The 15,110-nt window shown below is 61.6% G+C and carries 14 protein-coding genes; 11 read left to right on the top strand and 3 right to left on the bottom strand.

Annotated features, from left to right (window positions below; genetic code table 11):
• The first annotated feature begins 16 nt into the window (after positions 1-16).
• Complete coding sequence (locus B0E55_RS20225) at positions 17-658, top strand: nucleoside/nucleotide kinase family protein (RefSeq protein ID WP_069145397.1); 642 nt, start codon at positions 17-19, stop codon at positions 656-658.
• Between the two features lie 177 nt (positions 659-835).
• On the opposite strand, the gene B0E55_RS20220 is transcribed toward B0E55_RS20225, so the two are convergent.
• The gene (locus tag B0E55_RS20220; protein ID WP_080910326.1) at positions 836-2,470 is read right to left on the bottom strand and encodes a N,N-dimethylformamidase beta subunit family domain-containing protein; all 1,635 of its coding nucleotides are present in this window, start codon (positions 2,468-2,470) and stop codon (positions 836-838) included.
• A 255-nt stretch (positions 2,471-2,725) separates the two neighbouring features.
• Between B0E55_RS20220 and B0E55_RS20215 the strand changes: the two genes are divergently transcribed.
• The 3 genes from B0E55_RS20215 to B0E55_RS20205 all read left to right on the top strand — a co-directional run bounded on the left by B0E55_RS20215 (position 2,726) and on the right by B0E55_RS20205 (position 5,431).
• The gene (locus tag B0E55_RS20215; protein WP_070385036.1) at positions 2,726-3,772 is read left to right on the top strand and encodes a LacI family DNA-binding transcriptional regulator; all 1,047 of its coding nucleotides are present in this window, start codon (positions 2,726-2,728) and stop codon (positions 3,770-3,772) included.
• Positions 3,773-3,862: 90 nt separating this feature from the next.
• On the top strand, positions 3,863-4,729 hold the full coding sequence (locus tag B0E55_RS20210) for an alpha/beta hydrolase family protein (RefSeq protein ID WP_080910325.1): 867 nt from the start codon (positions 3,863-3,865) through the stop codon (positions 4,727-4,729).
• Positions 4,730-5,065: 336 nt separating this feature from the next.
• Complete coding sequence (locus B0E55_RS20205; RefSeq protein ID WP_024487573.1) at positions 5,066-5,431, top strand: ANTAR domain-containing protein; 366 nt, start codon at positions 5,066-5,068, stop codon at positions 5,429-5,431.
• 136 nt (positions 5,432-5,567) lie between these two features.
• On the opposite strand, the gene B0E55_RS20200 is transcribed toward B0E55_RS20205, so the two are convergent.
• Entirely contained in the window at positions 5,568-6,902 is a 1,335-nt protein-coding gene (locus B0E55_RS20200; protein ID WP_020909524.1) for an MFS transporter, read from the bottom strand.
• The gene (locus B0E55_RS20195; RefSeq protein ID WP_047888249.1) at positions 6,902-8,617 is read right to left on the bottom strand and encodes an amidohydrolase; all 1,716 of its coding nucleotides are present in this window, start codon (positions 8,615-8,617) and stop codon (positions 6,902-6,904) included. Before B0E55_RS20195 ends, B0E55_RS20200 begins: the two co-directional genes overlap by 1 nt.
• A 224-nt stretch (positions 8,618-8,841) precedes the next feature.
• On the opposite strand from B0E55_RS20195, the gene B0E55_RS20190 reads away from it, so the two are divergent.
• The 7 genes from B0E55_RS20190 to B0E55_RS20160 all read left to right on the top strand — a co-directional run bounded on the left by B0E55_RS20190 (position 8,842) and on the right by B0E55_RS20160 (position 15,109).
• Entirely contained in the window at positions 8,842-9,744 is a 903-nt protein-coding gene (locus B0E55_RS20190) for an Lrp/AsnC family transcriptional regulator (RefSeq protein WP_019745816.1), read from the top strand.
• A gap of 79 nt (positions 9,745-9,823) precedes the next feature.
• Positions 9,824-10,480 carry a FadR/GntR family transcriptional regulator gene (locus tag B0E55_RS20185; RefSeq protein ID WP_020909527.1) on the top strand — a complete coding sequence of 219 codons (657 nt, stop codon included), beginning with the start codon at positions 9,824-9,826 and terminating at the stop codon, positions 10,478-10,480.
• The gene (locus B0E55_RS20180; RefSeq protein ID WP_080910324.1) at positions 10,477-11,280 is read left to right on the top strand and encodes a class I SAM-dependent methyltransferase; all 804 of its coding nucleotides are present in this window, start codon (positions 10,477-10,479) and stop codon (positions 11,278-11,280) included. The genes B0E55_RS20185 and B0E55_RS20180 overlap by 4 nt, the downstream gene beginning before the upstream one ends.
• Before the next feature lie 56 nt (positions 11,281-11,336).
• On the top strand, positions 11,337-11,888 hold the full coding sequence (locus tag B0E55_RS20175; protein ID WP_020909529.1) for an acyl-CoA thioesterase: 552 nt from the start codon (positions 11,337-11,339) through the stop codon (positions 11,886-11,888).
• A 45-nt stretch (positions 11,889-11,933) separates the two neighbouring features.
• Positions 11,934-13,214, top strand: coding sequence for an NAD(P)/FAD-dependent oxidoreductase (locus tag B0E55_RS20170; protein ID WP_241896102.1), 1,281 nt, complete (start codon positions 11,934-11,936; stop codon positions 13,212-13,214).
• A 69-nt stretch (positions 13,215-13,283) separates the two neighbouring features.
• Positions 13,284-13,607, top strand: a complete 324-nt coding sequence (locus tag B0E55_RS20165) for a DUF6292 family protein (RefSeq protein ID WP_019745820.1) — start codon at positions 13,284-13,286, stop codon at positions 13,605-13,607.
• 80 nt (positions 13,608-13,687) lie between these two features.
• The gene (locus B0E55_RS20160; protein ID WP_080910323.1) at positions 13,688-15,109 is read left to right on the top strand and encodes a DUF2252 domain-containing protein; all 1,422 of its coding nucleotides are present in this window, start codon (positions 13,688-13,690) and stop codon (positions 15,107-15,109) included.
• The last annotated feature ends 1 nt before the right edge of the window (position 15,110 follow it).

Raw genomic sequence — 15,110 nt, 5'->3', positions numbered from 1 at the left:
CTGATCGGAGCAACAAGTGAGGACCTCACCGCCGACCGTCTCGCTGACGCTCGATCAACTTGCCTCACGCGCCGCTTCACTGATCACCGACAACGGCCGATACATTCTCGGCATCGCGGGAGCCCCTGGAGCCGGGAAATCGACGGCTTCACAGGCAATTGCGCAGAAACTGGACTCACTCTGCACCGTCGTCGAGATGGACGGCTTTCACCTTGCCAATCGGGAACTCGACCGACTCGGCAGACGTGGGCAAAAAGGTGCTCCAGAAACTTTCGACGCCGACGGATACGCGGCGCTTCTACACCGCCTCCGATCCGAAGACTCCATTGTGTATGCGCCCGTCTTCGATCGCGAGATCGACGAATCAATCGGCAGCGCAACCGCTGTCGAGCCTCGAACGCCGTTGATCGTCACCGAGGGAAACTACCTCCTCCTACCAAACGGCAGCTGGCCACAAGTACGAGCGGCGATCGACACCGTCTGGTACCTCGAGGTTCCGGAGGCGACACGCACGCAGCGGTTGGTGAAACGCCACAGCCGCTTCGGGAGGAGTTCCGAAGCGGCCGCGGACTGGGTGAGACGGGTGGATCAACCGAACGCCGACGTAATCGCAGCGGCCAGGTCACGTGCGGATCTGATCGTGGAGATCCGCACGTGACTGTCGAAGTTCGGCAGCTCCCCACACCCACCCGTCATCCAACTGAACGGCGAAGACTACGGTAGTTTGGATTAAAAACCCTGGTCAAGTCGATTCAATATCTCCATACATACGTACGTATGGATCCTCTTTCGGCCATCATCCTCGGGCAACAAACTCTACCGCTGGTCGCCGCCGTCAGTCTGGCTCCTCAGTGAAACTCGACAGTTGCGCAGCAAACAGATTCAGTACGTTTGCGGTTATTCGTTCGGTGAAAGGATCCCGGTGGATCAGTCCACTGACCCACTCGGTCGTCCCGGCATTGAAAACGGTTCCGAGACCGCGCTGATGTGTTGCCACCATTCCCGAACCGTATTCGAACTCGCGCAGATGCTCGGGGAGTTCTCTCCCATAGGCACTTTCGAAGATTCCCGACACCTCGGCGAAGGGCACACCAATCGGAGCGGTGCCGTTCCAGTTGTCCCGTGACCCCGATACTGCCGGCGCCATTGCGATGATTTCCAGATCCTCTGGTGCACCGTCGACACCGGTGGCGTACGGCAGACCCTTCCTGAACGTGTAGTCCGCACCGTCCATTGCGAAAGCAGCAATACAGACCGGCGCGATTCCGAAGTTGTCACCGTAATACAGGTCGGTTCCGTTCAATGCCCAATGATCGGGCCGGTATACGGTAAAGCCGCCGGATGACCTCGGAGCTGTTGCACCGTAACGGTTGTACACCCCCGCCATCGCGGTCAAACCCATCGTCCACGCGCCCGGCCGATCAATCTCGGGGGAATCCCATGCCGTGGTGACGCGGGTGGGGTCTACTTCTCGTATGGGATCGTCGAAGGGGTTCTTGTAACAAATCTGCGCGTCACCTTCGATGCGTACCTGCCACAGGAAGTTCCCGCCGAATCGCGCCAGGCCGCCTCCTCCTTCGACAAATGCGTCGAGACGATCACGCATTTCCCACGACCAGTACTCGTCGTGACCGACGACGACTGCACACGAATATCCGCGCAGCGCTGAAGGATCCTCATGTAGGTCGTGCTGGGTGATGTGGTGTACGAGAAACGCTTGCTCCTCCGCCCACACCGTGAACGGGCGTTCGTACGTCGCCCAGAATGCGTCGGCGTGATGGCGCGAGTATCCGTTCACCCAGGCCCATTCGTACGGCGGGTGCCGCGGAACCCATCCGATTCCCGGCATATCGGTGTGAATGTTTCGCGCTGCACCTTCGGGTTTGCGCAACATCCCGCGCGCGATGGGACGCTGCGTCGACGAAATCGGTGTCGCCACGTCGCCGAAACCGTCCGGGGCACCACGGAAATTGTTGGCTCCGCCCCAGTCGTTGTAGGCCAACATCGTGCTCGTGGTGTGGATGAGGACCATGTCAGCGTGCTCGGATTCACGTGCCTTGACAATGAAGAAGCCCTCACGTTCGACGACCACACCTTCGTGACGCATTCGAACCAGGATCAGGTACATCCCCGAAGCCCAATTCGGTGCAACGGTGAAGGCAACGGATTCCGACCAATCACACCCGGTCGCATAGGCGTCGTCGGGCGTCGACTGTTGTTTTCCTGGTAGCCCGATGTACTTGACGATGCTCTGTGGGCGCGCGCCGTCACGCACCACCTCGATGTCGTATTCGTCAGCGGTGGTGTGGACCCGCACCGAGACGGTGTCACCGGCGAAGTAGGAGAACTTGTCTGCGTAGACCCAAACTTCAGGCGCTCCCGGAATCAATCCCGGCCGTTCGACAAAGCCACCAGGGGCCGACCACGCGGCAGCAGCGCCCGCGCGACGTGGACGGGTTTTCTCTCTCATGGGGTAACTCCGTGGATCGTCGTATTTAGGCGCATGGACTGGGAATGAGGGTGCCCGAGGTCGACCGAATTTCACTCGAAGTTGTCCCGGTGTTCTACGAGAGTGCCGAAACGTTTCGGCATAGTCAATAGCTCTGATGAAACGATTCGGCGAAATTTCTTCGACTGAACAATCGTCCGCCAGGTTCCCCCTGCCGAAACGATTGGGCGTTACTCTTGAGTAGAAACCGCCCAGCAACTAGAGGACGCGACCCCGATGATCACGCCGAACGTCCCGACGCTTCGCGATGTCGCGACAGCCGCCGGCGTCGCCGTGTCCACAGTTTCCTACGCACTCAACGGCAAGGGCAGAGTCGACTCTGCCACCCGGGCGCGTGTTCAAGAGGTTGCGGATCGCTTGGGTTACCGAGCCAATCGGTCAGCACAAAACCTTCGCTCGGGTCGAACCGCCACCCTCGGGTTGATGCTCCCGGCTCCGGACGAGCCTTCCTCGGCCGAGTACCTCAACTTCGACTGGTACGGCCGTGTGGCGACCGCCGCCACACAGGCAGCGTTCCACGCCGATCACTCACTCCTGTTGTTGCCGTCGATGAAAGACCCGAACGGACTGCGTCGCATCGAGATGGACGGTGTGATCGTCGTCGACCCGATGATGCACGACCCTCGCGTCGACATCTTGAAGAAACTCGGAATACCTTCTGTCGTAGTGGGTCCCGGCAACCCTGAGCAATTCGGATGGAGTATTTCGCCGGATCTCTTCGCCACGACCGAAACGCTCTTGAACCACCTCACCGAACAGGGCGCAACGGATATCCTTGTCCTCAATCCCGGAATGGATTCGGCATGGACTCGCGCAACGACCATCGCTTACCTCGAATGGTGCCGCATCCACGGCGTGTCGCCCCGAGCCACCGACGACCTGGCGTCGTTCGAGGGCGTCAATTCCGTCGAACAACTCGTCTCCGCGGCATACGGGGCGACTCACAAAGCACTGACATCCGAGAATCCCCCTGACGCGATTCTCTCGGTCATCCTCGGTTGCGCCCCCGCCGCTGCACGAGCGGCGCTCGATCTCGGCCTGTCAATTCCCGGAAGTATCTTGATCGCCCAGGACAGTGACGAGCCCGCTCTACTGATCTCCGATCCCCCGATCACCGCCGTCGACTTCTTCCCCGAAGAACAAGCAGCTTTGGCGGTGGATGCACTGCTCGCCCTGATCGACGGTGACGAACCCTCTGCGCCGACCCACACCCGTAGCGAACTACGAATACGAGCAAGCACCGCAAATTCGCTCACCCCATGAATTCACTCGGCACCGATAGACTGATTTCCTGACAATCGTCCGTCGCAGACCGAGAGGAATCAAGCCATCGCGCACCGCTCCCGCGACCGCTTGGCCAGGTACCTCGCCGTAGCGCTCGTCTGCATCTTCACGCTCGTGATCTCGGTCGCCAGCGCCACCGGTCTCGACCGCGATGTCCCTGCGGTACGCATCGCTTACGCCGCTGCCGCAGATACTTTCGGCGATCTGTATCTTCCACCCGGATCGGACGGTGACCTGCCAGTCGTCGTATTGATCCACGGCGGCGGCTGGGCGCAGAAGAGCAATCTGGAGTACGCGGGTGCGTGGGCAAAAACGCTGACCCCCTACGGAATTGCGGTCTGGAACATCGAATACAGACGTATAGGTGGGCAGGGCGGTTGGCCGACTACTCTCTCCGATACCGTTGCGGCGACCAACGCGCTTGCCGGCATCGTTCAGGAAAAGGCCTCCGGGCGACTGGATTTGGGTCGCGTGCACATCGCCGGATACTCCGCGGGCGGACAACTGGCCGCGTGGGTCGCGTCGCGACCACAACAGGACACGGATGCTCCCGCGCCTGACCTCACCGTGCCGATTCGTTCGGCGACGATCATGGCCGGCGTCTTCGACATGACACTCGCCGCAACCGCGGGCAAAGATCGATTTGTTCGAAATCTTCTGGGCGGCATGCCGGTCGATCACCCTGACCGTTACCGCATCGCGTCACCGATCGAACATCTCCCCACCGGGCTCCCCGTCACGGCGATCCACGGACTCGGCGACAAGGTCGTGTCGGTCGAACAGAGCCGGCGCTATGCCCGTGCCGCACGAGCAGCAGGCGACGTGGTCGATCTGATCGAACTACCCGGCGTCGGCCACGGCGACTTCGGCAACCCGACAACCAACGCCTGGGCTATCACCAAGCAAGCAATAATCGATCACGTAAACACTCCTTGAGCAGGTGAAACCGCCTACTGTGAGCATGATCGCCCGCAAAAGGATTAGCTGAAACCAACTCCATGACGTACGGTGGGGTTATCAGAGGGCAGCCGTCAGTCAGGCAGCCGGTCGCTTCGCCCGGAACGACAGTTCCAATATTCGTTCCAGGGGCAGACTTCCAGTTCGGTGCAAATCCGCGCCTTTGATCACTACGCACTTTCATCAGTCCCGCAGATTGTTGACCAGGCCGAAGGCTCCGACAGAGTCCGCCGCCAATCGCGTACCGACTGCACCAGTATCAACATGCGCTACACACCGCACGGGCCCAAAACCCATGTGGTTCAAAGGAATACCTTGTACAACACCATGATTCACCCCGACGACACGAACAACCAGACGAACAGTGTCCCGACAAACGGACTACGGATCCCGACTACTTCGGGCCGTCTCCGCGAACGGGCTCTCGAAATTGTCTGCACGCTCTACCGCTGCAGCACCGACGAAGCCGCCGACCTGCTGGTACGACATTCTCAGACCAACAACCTCAAGGTCACCAGCCTGATCAAGGCGCTTGTCGCCTTGATCGACGAGGACACCTCCGGCACCGGCTACGGAAGCAACAACGCTCTGGCGTCTCACTTCTGGCTTCGCGAGATCAGGAATCTCAGCCAGGCCCACCGACGCAGCGATCATTTTCATCGCCATCTCGTCGGCGCCTGACCTGCTCTGAACGACAACTGACCTGAAACGACAGCTGGGGCAGTACACGGAAATCGTGTACTGCCCCAGCTTCGTGTTTTCAGTTGTCAGGTGGAGGCCGATTCTCGGCAGTCAGGCGGAAGCCGATTCTCGGCAGTCAGGCGGAGGCCGATTCCTTGTTGAGGTCCTGCCGCACACCGTCGGTGTCGGTCGCCTCGTCCACGTGCTGCGGAGCGAAGAGCAGGCAGACGATGCTCAGGATGCACATGCCGATCAGCAGTGCGATGACCGGCCAGATGCTGCCGGTTGCCTTGTACATCAGCGTCGAGACCAGCGGAGACAAACCGCCGAAGATCGCGCCGGCACCCTGGTACGCCAACGAGATGCTCGTGTAGCGCGCCTGCGGTTTGAACATCTGTGAGAGAACGGCGGCGATCGGACCATACGTGGCAGCAAGCACCAGTCGCATGACCGCAAACGTCAGGAAGATCAGGAACACGGATCCTGACTTCAGCACCAGGAACTGCGGCGCTGCGAGTATTGCGACCGCAGCAAGACCCCAGATGACCACGCGGACGCGCCCCACCTTGTCGCCGAGCCACGCCACGCCCAGAGTCGCGATCAACTCGACCACTGCAGCGACACTGAGCGCGTTGAGAATCAGCGTCTCCGACAAGCCGACGTCGGGGTCGGTTGCGTATGCCGTGATGAAGGTCGTCACAAGGTAGTAGCCGCCGACTGCGACCGGCAAAATGCCGATGCCCAGGATGATCGGACGCCAGTTGGTCACCAGCGCGTACTTGAGCGGCAGCATCTCCGGAACGTCCGCGGACTTCACCTCGGACTCGAAGACCGGGGACTCCTCGACCTTCAGGCGAACGACCAAGCCGACCAGAATCAGCAGTGCCGAGCACAGGAACGGCAGACGCCAGGCCCACTCGCGCAGAGCGTCGTCGCCGAAGGTGGAGAGAATGCTGAAGAAACCGGTGGCAAGAAGGGCGCCGGCCGGGTTGCCCAGCTGAGCGAATCCGCCGTAGAAGGTCTTCTTGTCCTCGGGAGCATGCTCGACCGCCATCAGGACTGCGCCACCCCATTCGCCGCCAACGGCGAAGCCCTGGACGAAGCGGAGCACGACCAGCAGTAGCGGCGCCCAGAACCCGATCGACGCGTACGTGGGCAACATGCCGATGAGGAATGTTCCTGCACCCATCAGCGTCAGGGTGACAACAAGAGCGGTGCGTCGGCCCATCTTGTCACCGACATGGCCGAACACGATTCCACCAAGGGGGCGGGCGAAAAACCCGACGGCGTACGTCGCGAACGCCGCCGCAACGCCGGTCAGGCGATCGGTTCCGGGCGGGAAGAAGATGTCACCGAACACCAGGGCGGCTGCCGTGGCATAGACGTAGAAGTCGTACCACTCGATGGTTGTACCGACGAAGGCTGCAAATCCCGCCTTGCGGGCCTTCACGATCTGTTGCTCTCGGTTCATTACTTTTCCTCGGTGGTCGAAGTGCTCGACAATAGGTGGTTATGACCTGAATGTGCGAGTTCGCCGTCGATCCAGGTCTCCCGGACCTCGATCTGCGCAATCGCGTCGGCCGGAACCTCGAGGAGGTCCGCGCCCAGAATCACGAAGTCGGCCCGCTTGCCGACCGAGATGCTGCCAAGTTCCGCTTCACGGCCCAGCGCACGCGCGCCGTTGAGCGTGTGAGCCTGCAGTGCCTGGTCGGCGGAGATGCGGAGTGCATCGGAGCCGAGCTGATGGCCCTGACGTGTCACACGAGTGACGGCTGCCTGAATTGCCTCGAGCGGCTTGGGCTCTGCGACCGGGGCGTCGGAGCTGATGGTCACGGGAACCTCGGCAGCGATGAACTCCCCGAGCGGGTTGAACCGCTCACCCGGAGTGCCGATCGCCGCGGTGACGCCCTCACCCCAGTTGTAGTAGTGCTGCGGCTGGTTCACCGGGTAGACACCGGCCAGGTTCATCCGGGCGATCTGCTCGGCCGTCGGGAGTCCGCAGTGCTCGATGCGGTGACGCGCGTCGGCGTCGGGGTGAGCCTTCTGCGCTGCTTCGATGGCGTCGAGCACCATGTCGATGGCGGTCGGCGACTGTGCGTGCGTGGCGGTCTGCAGACCCACGGAGTGCGCCTTGGCAATGAGCTCCGAGTAGTCCGCCGGCTCATGGTAGAGCTGCCCGGTGCGGCACGGGTCGCCCACGTAGCCGTCGGGGAAGTATGCGGTCCAGCCGCCGAGAGTGCCGTCGGCGTAGAACTTGATGCCGCCGAACGCGAGCCGCGAATTGCCGAAGGCGCCATGCATTCCCGTGTCGATGACGTGATCGAGGAGATGGCTGAGCATGTACATGCTGACACGCGTCTTGAGCTGATCCTGCTCGGCCAGACGCAGGTACATGTCGAATTCACGACGCGTCACCTGGCAGTCGCCGATGGTGGTGACGCCGCCGGCCAGGAACTTGTCCTGAGCGACCGACAGCTGGCGAAGGTGCTCTTCCGGCTCGTCCTCGAGATGGAAGTTGGGTCCGTGATGGCCGACCTTCACACCGTTGACACCGGTGAGGATGTTGCACGCGGCGTCGGACAGCTCGCCCGTCAACTCGCCGTCTGCGTCTCGGAAGAACTCGCCACCGGCCGGGTTCTCAGTGCTCGCATCGATGCCGTGCTTGTCGAAAGTGAAGGAGTTGACGACGCCGCCGTGACCGCTCGCGTTCATGAGGTAGACCTCGCGATCAGTGGCCACCTGATCGAGCTCTTCCTTGAGCGGATGACGCCCTTCGATCAGGTTGCGGTGCTCATAGCCGTATCCGCGAATCGGGACACCTGCAGGAGCTGTGAGTGCCGCTTCCTGAAGCAGGGCAATGATTCCGGGAATCGAGTGCGCCTTCTCCGGCCCGCAGTCCACCCAGCTGAGCATCTGTCCGTACATCAACGGGTGTGCGTGCGGATCGACGAATCCGGGGACGACGGTGGCGCCGTCGAGTTCGACCACCGCGGTCGTGCGAGTGCTCAGGCGTCGCGCCTCCGTGCGGCATTCCTCGAGTGTCCCCACCGCGGCAAAGCGGTTTCCGAACACCAGGAACGCTTCGGCTCCCGCCGTGCTGTCGTCAACGGTGTGGATCTTGGCGCCGGTGAAGATCGTGGCGGTGGCGTCGAGCGGCGAGGCTTCGTGCGTGTGCAACTTGCGCATGGTGGTCCTTCGTCGAGATGGTGGTGCAGGTCACTGCGTGTTGAGCGAAAACTACGCCCTGACCTGGAGCTATGCAATGCATCAAAGTTTCAGACCAGGTGGTACACAACTTTTTTGTACAAGTTTTCGAGCATTTCTGCACTTATCCACATCATCTATGCCCACATGCGACTGTTCTAATAGGAAGCTCATACAGAAAAATCTCTGGAAAAGTTGGGGCATCCATGACGGTCGATCTCGATTCCAAGCTCATCGCTGCTCTTCAACGCAATGGGCGAGCGACGTACCGCGAACTGTCCGTGGCCGTCGATGCCCCACGCGCGGCAGTGTCCACCAGGGTGCAAGCACTACTCGACTCGGGAACGGTGTCCGTGGTTGCCGTCGCACACCCCGAACTTCTCGGCCTGAAGGCACTCGCACACGTGTCGATCGCCGTGTCCGGACCGATGACCCCGGTACTGGACGCGTTGATCGAATCCGAGGCTGCCGTCTACATCTCGGCAGTCAGCGGGCAGTACAACGTGATCGCGGAACTTCGGGTGTCCAGCCACGACGATCTGTACCGCGCTATCGCCGAACTCCGCTCACAGCGTGGCGTCAGATCCGTGAGCACGCTGGTCTACGTCGACGTCATCAAGGGAATCTTCATGCCCGAGACCGCTTTACAAGCCGACATCCGACTCGATTCGACGGACGTCACCTTGATCGAACTGCTCGAACGCAACGGGCGCATGCCATTTCTCGAGCTGGCCGAACACACCGGCCTGTCGCCGAGCGCTGTGCGCAATCGCGTCAATCACCTGATCGCGAGCACGGCACTGCGCGTCGGCGCTGTCGTCAAGCGGCGAGGTGGTGGCCGGACGCTGGCGATGGGCATCGGCGTCAATCTGGGCTCACGGGACGACAACGCGGTATCGGAGATCGAGTCCCTGCCCGGAATCGAATTCCTCGCGCGGACCCTCGGACGGTACGACGTGATCGCGACGGTCGCCGCCAACTCGTCCAACGACCTCCATGCCCTGTCCGAGCGAATCCGGGGCATCGACGGTGTCAGCGGCTTGGAATCGTGGGCGCATCTCGAGGTTTTCAAGGAGCACTACGCCCGCAGCCTGGACGTACGCGGATAATTCCCAAGTCATTGACCCACTCGTGAGAGCACGCTAACCTCGGACAAAGTCATTGACTCACTTACCCGAGGTGGCACACATGTCCGACTCCGGACGCAAGGTAGACATCGTCGCTGCGGCGATCGAGGAGGCGATATCGACCGGCCGATGGCCCGTCGGATCGAAACTCCCGCCGGAGACCGCACTGGTCGAGGAATTGGGAGTCGCCCGAAACACCATGCGCGAAGCGGTACGGGCGCTTGCACACGCCGGAGTTCTGTCCGTTCGTCACGGTGGCGGCGTGTACGTCATGGCGGCGTCGCCGGTCGAAGGACTACTCGGGCGCAGGCTCGCCAGAGGTGACGTTCTCGACGTACTGAGCCTGCGACGCGGACTCGAGGTCGAAGCCGCGCGACTTGCAGCGCAGCGCCACACCCCCGAAGATCTCGCGCGGATACATGCAGCCTGGAATGCCCACCCCGGTCACGTCGGCGGCTTCACTGTCGAAGCCGGCATGGCCCTGCACCTTTCGATCGTCGAGGCGTCCCACAATTCCGCACTGATCGACGTCTACCGGGGAGTCCTTGCCGCCGTGACGGATTCGCTGTCCGCCGTCAGTGTCGGTCCAGGTTTCCACGTCGACGAGCACCGACCCTTGATCGCTGCCATCGAGGAACGCAACCCCGACGAAGCAGCGCGCGCGGCGGGCGCAGCGCTCGATACGGTCATCGACGCAGTCGAAAGGAGCTTGGCGTGAATCAGGGAAACTGGAATGGTACGACGTATTCGCCTCTTGCCGAGCAACTCTCACCGGCATCGACGGAGGCACTGCGCTCGATCGGGCATGTGAGCACGGTGTACGACGTCTGCGCCGGAACCGGGAACTTTGCGCTCCCGGCGGCTCAGTCAGGCATGACGGTCCACGCACTCGACCTCTCCGCCAGCCAGCTCGAGGTCGCACGCGAACGCTGGATTCCCTACCCCGGCACTACCCAACCCACCTTCACGATCGGCGATGCGCAGTCTTTACCCTGGCCGCATTCGAGTGCCGACGCCTGCGTCAGCATCTTCGGGATCATCTTCTGCCCCGACCCCTCGATTGCCCTCGCAGAGATGATGCGGGTGACCCGGCCAGGCGGAAAGATCTGCGTCGCAACGTGGTCGGAGAACGGGTGGGCAGCAGCACTCCGCCGGGAGGCCGCCTCGGCGTGGAATGGCATCACACCACTACCGACGACATGGTCGAGCTCGAGCGAATTCGAGAAGGCGGCAGCCGGATTGGAGTCGGTGAGCTCGGCCTCCCACCTGCTCGAGTGGGAACTACCAGCCGGATCGGATCCCGTCGAGGAACTGTGCGACCAGGCACCGGCGTTGAAGAACTTTCGCGAGGCCGTTCGAAGCACCGGGAATTGGGCTTCGATGTCAGCGCACCTCCGCTCGACGCTCGAGCCCTATCTCAGGTCGAGTGCGACAGGCCCCGTCGCCACCAGCGAATACATCCTCCACGTTGGCACTGTCCCGAACTCTGACACCGCGCTCTTCCGAACGCGCGGGTAACCCTTTTGGCCGGATACGGTCTCTTCACCGTCCACCGACCCGAAGAGGCCCGCTCGATGTCCGAATCGAACTCCCTGCCCGAATTGAAGCAAGCATCGCAGCAAGCATCGAAACAAACGTTGTCCATGACCGTCCTCATGACGCCGGACATGTCCAATTTCTCGGGCAACGTTCACGGCGGAACGATTCTGAAGTTTCTCGACCAGGTCGCCTATGCGTGCGCGAGTCGATACGCCCAGACGTACGTCGTGACCCTGTCGGTGGATCGTGTGGTGTTCCGCGAACCGGTGCATGTCGGAGAACTCGTCACGTTCAGCGCTTCCGTCAATTACACCGGGCGCACCTCGATGGAAATCGGAATACGCGTCGAAACCGAAGACATTCTTCTCGGAAAATCTCGACACACCAATAGTTGCTACTTCACGATGGTCGCAATGGGCAGCGACGGAAAACCGGCCGAGGTACCCCAACTCCGGCCGACCGGAACAATCGCGAGGCAGCGATTCGAGGCCGGTCGTCGGCGTCGTGAACTGCGCAGAGAGAACGAGCTTCGTGAACAGTCCATCCGGGCTGCAGTTCGGGACTTAACGCCCGAACACGATGACTAAATCCAGTAAAATTTAAGTTATAACCTTATGCATTAAACTGATCGAGTGACTTCGAAGGCACGGGAAAACTATGACGTTGTGATTGTCGGCGCGAGCATCGCGGGATGCGCGGCCGCAATCATGTACGCCCAGCAAGGTCTGCGGATAGCGCTTCTCGACGCTCGCTCCGACATCCGGGCGCACAAAGTCCTGTGCACTCACCACCTACAACCCTGCGGTGCCCCGATCTTGCAACGACTCGGCGCCACGGAAAAACTGCTCGCCCTGGGAATGGTGGAAACCGTTCCGAAATTCTGGACCCCGTGGGGAATGATCACCCCTGATGCTGCAGAGAACTCACCGCCGCCTGGATTCAACGTCCGAAGGGAAACTCTCGACCCCCTCCTGCGCCAACTCGCGAACGACTACCAGAACGTCGACCTTCTTCTCGGACATCGTGTTTCCGGACTACTGACCAAGAACGGCACTACTGCAGGCGTCTACGGCACCGAACAGGGTTCGGCCTTCACTGTCGAAGCACGATTGACCGTCGGAGCAGACGGCAAGGATTCGACCGTCGCACGATCCGCGCGTTGCGACTCGGTGAGTGCGTCCAACGGGCGCTTCAGCTACTTCGCTCAACTCTCCGGACTCGAACGACCCGACGGAGAATCTTCATTGTCGTGGTTCATGGATCCCGACGTCGCCTATCTGCTCCCCAACGACGGCGGAATCAGCGTGCTGGTCGTCTTCCCTGCCCTCGACAAGCTCGGCCCGTTCACTGACGACCTGTCTACTGCTTTCCTCGCGTACGCCAACGCATTACCCGGCGCTCCGCCCGTTCGCCGAGAGCACATCGTCGGGAAGATCGTTGGTACCAAACACTTCTCCACAACCCTCACCGACCCGGTAGGTAACGGGTTCGCACTCATCGGCGACGCCGCGGCAACCAACGACCCGTTATGGGGCATCGGATGCTCGTGGGCACTGGAGACCGCTCAGATGCTGGTCGACGCGACCGCCCAAATGCTGACGGAGACGACGTCACACACACTCGACTCGCATCGGAACGTGAACGCTGCCTTGGCCGAATACCGCAGTGCCAGAGCGAGTATGACGAAACACATCGATTACATGAGCGGTTACGCCGGTGGGCGAAAGTTCACCGCGATCGAACGTCTGCTCATCTCCGCGGCCACACATGACCACGACGAAGCCCAAAGGTTCTACTTGTTCGGTTCCCGGTTGATACCCGCCGAGCAGTATCTCTCGACTCGCTCGGTCGCGCGGGCAGCACAAAAACATCTCAGACACCGTCTGCGTCGTAGATCTGTGGCCGGGACGTAATCTGCCAAGCGTTTTTTCGGCGCCGGCAACGGGGAACCCTCCGATCGCAACCGAGCCGGAGGAGCGACCATGCGTGCACACATCGCCATTCCGAGTGAATCGACTTGTCACAGGTACGTAGTCGCCGTCGCCAGCTCCACCTTCGCCGAATCGGTCATCTGGTGCGACGGCCCCGCGTTCGACGCAGTACTCGTTCTGGGCAGCGAGATTCCGCAGCACAGTGGCCACCGAGCCGTACTCGCCTGGAATCACTACTTCGGGTGGGCGCTCGGCGTGGAAACGACACCGGATACGTCGTTCGCCGTTGTCGAATGCCTCGGTATCGGGAGAATGCCGGACCCGGAACTGTGCGCCGACCGCGCTGTCGAGTTGATTGCCCAGGCGGGTAGTTAAGGAACTCGTCGCGCGGCGCGCAATCCAGCGGGCATAGGATCGAGCGCGAGTTTCGCACGCCCGACGAAAGAGAGCCCGACATGGACCCGGTGAACAGGCCTGCCGGTCAGCTGGCTCTCGAGAACGAACCGGACGGCAGGGCGACTTTGCGGGCGCGTCAGACGCCCCGCAGTGAGCGTCGCAAAATCGGGAAGGGCCTGCGCAAGCGAGTAGCACGATCGTCGCTCGGTGACTGGACGCCCCCGCCCAACCGACGCGATCCGGTCGATCAGGTCAACACGGCACACGAGGGAAGACTCGACTGGTTGGTTCCGATTCGTGTGGGACGCATGGTCGCTTCACCGTACGGTTTCCTGCGCGGTACCGCCGGCTTGATGGCAGAGGACATGGCGCAACTCCCGTCCACCGGCATCACTCCCGTCATCTGCGGGGATGCGCACGTCGGAAACTTCGGGTTCTACGGGTCCCCGGAACGCGAACTTGTCATAGACCTCAACGATTTCGACGAAGCACATCCGGGCCCCTGGGAATGGGACCTGAGAAGGTTGGCTGCGAGCATCTGGGTGGCCGGGCGGCAGAACGGTCTCACCGAAGCTCAATGCGAAACAGCGACAAACTCGTGTGTGTCCGCATATCGCCTCCACTTGGCAAAGCTTTCCGAGCGTCCACTGTTCGATCGCTCCTTCGACCGGGTCGATCTCGACGGACTGACCGACCACGTCACTGATCCCGGGTTGCTGGCCGAGATCCGACGCGCCGCGGAGCGCGCACGACGGCGTACGAGCGATCACGCGGTGCCCCGGTTCACCGTCGAGGATCACGGACGGCGCCAGTTGGTCGAGAACCCGCCGCTCACAACACGACTCACGCCGCAGGACACCGAGTTCCTCCTGGAGGGTCTGGACGAGTATCTCGAAACCCTTGCACCACACTGGCGCCGAGTCGTCTCGGGATACAACGTCATCGACGTTGCGCACCGGGTTGTCGGAGTCGGAAGCGTCGCTCTGCGTGCGTATGTCGCCCTGTGCGAAGGGAGCATCCCGGACGACGTCATCTTCTTGCAGCTCAAGCAGGCTCGCCGATCCGTCGTTGCCCCCTTCGTGCACGGCGACTCGGCCTGGCACGACCACCAAGGACGACGCGTCGCGGAATACCAGCAGGCTCTCCAGACAGTCAGCGATCCACTGCTCGGGTGGTGTACCGTGGACGACCGCCAGTACTACGTCCGTCAGTTCCGGAACATGAAAGGTTCTGTGGACCTGAACAATATCGATGCAGCAGCCTTGACCGACTATGTCGCGATCTGCGGTCGCCTACTGGCCAAGGGACATGCACGAACCAGTGGCGCGTCACTGATTTCCGGTTACCTGGGAACCTCGGACACGGTCGACACCGCCCTCACCCGGTTTGCTCGGCTCTACGCCGATCAAACCGAACGTGACCACGACGCTCTGTGCCGGGCGGTATCGGCCGGTACGATCGCCGCGGAGCCGGGAATCTGAT

This window comes from Rhodococcus sp. 66b, from assembly GCF_002076325.1.
GTDB classification, from domain to species: domain Bacteria; phylum Actinomycetota; class Actinomycetes; order Mycobacteriales; family Mycobacteriaceae; genus Rhodococcus_F; species Rhodococcus_F erythropolis.
Note: the sequence above shows the minus strand (reverse complement) of the source record. Positions and strands in the feature narration are given on the sequence as shown.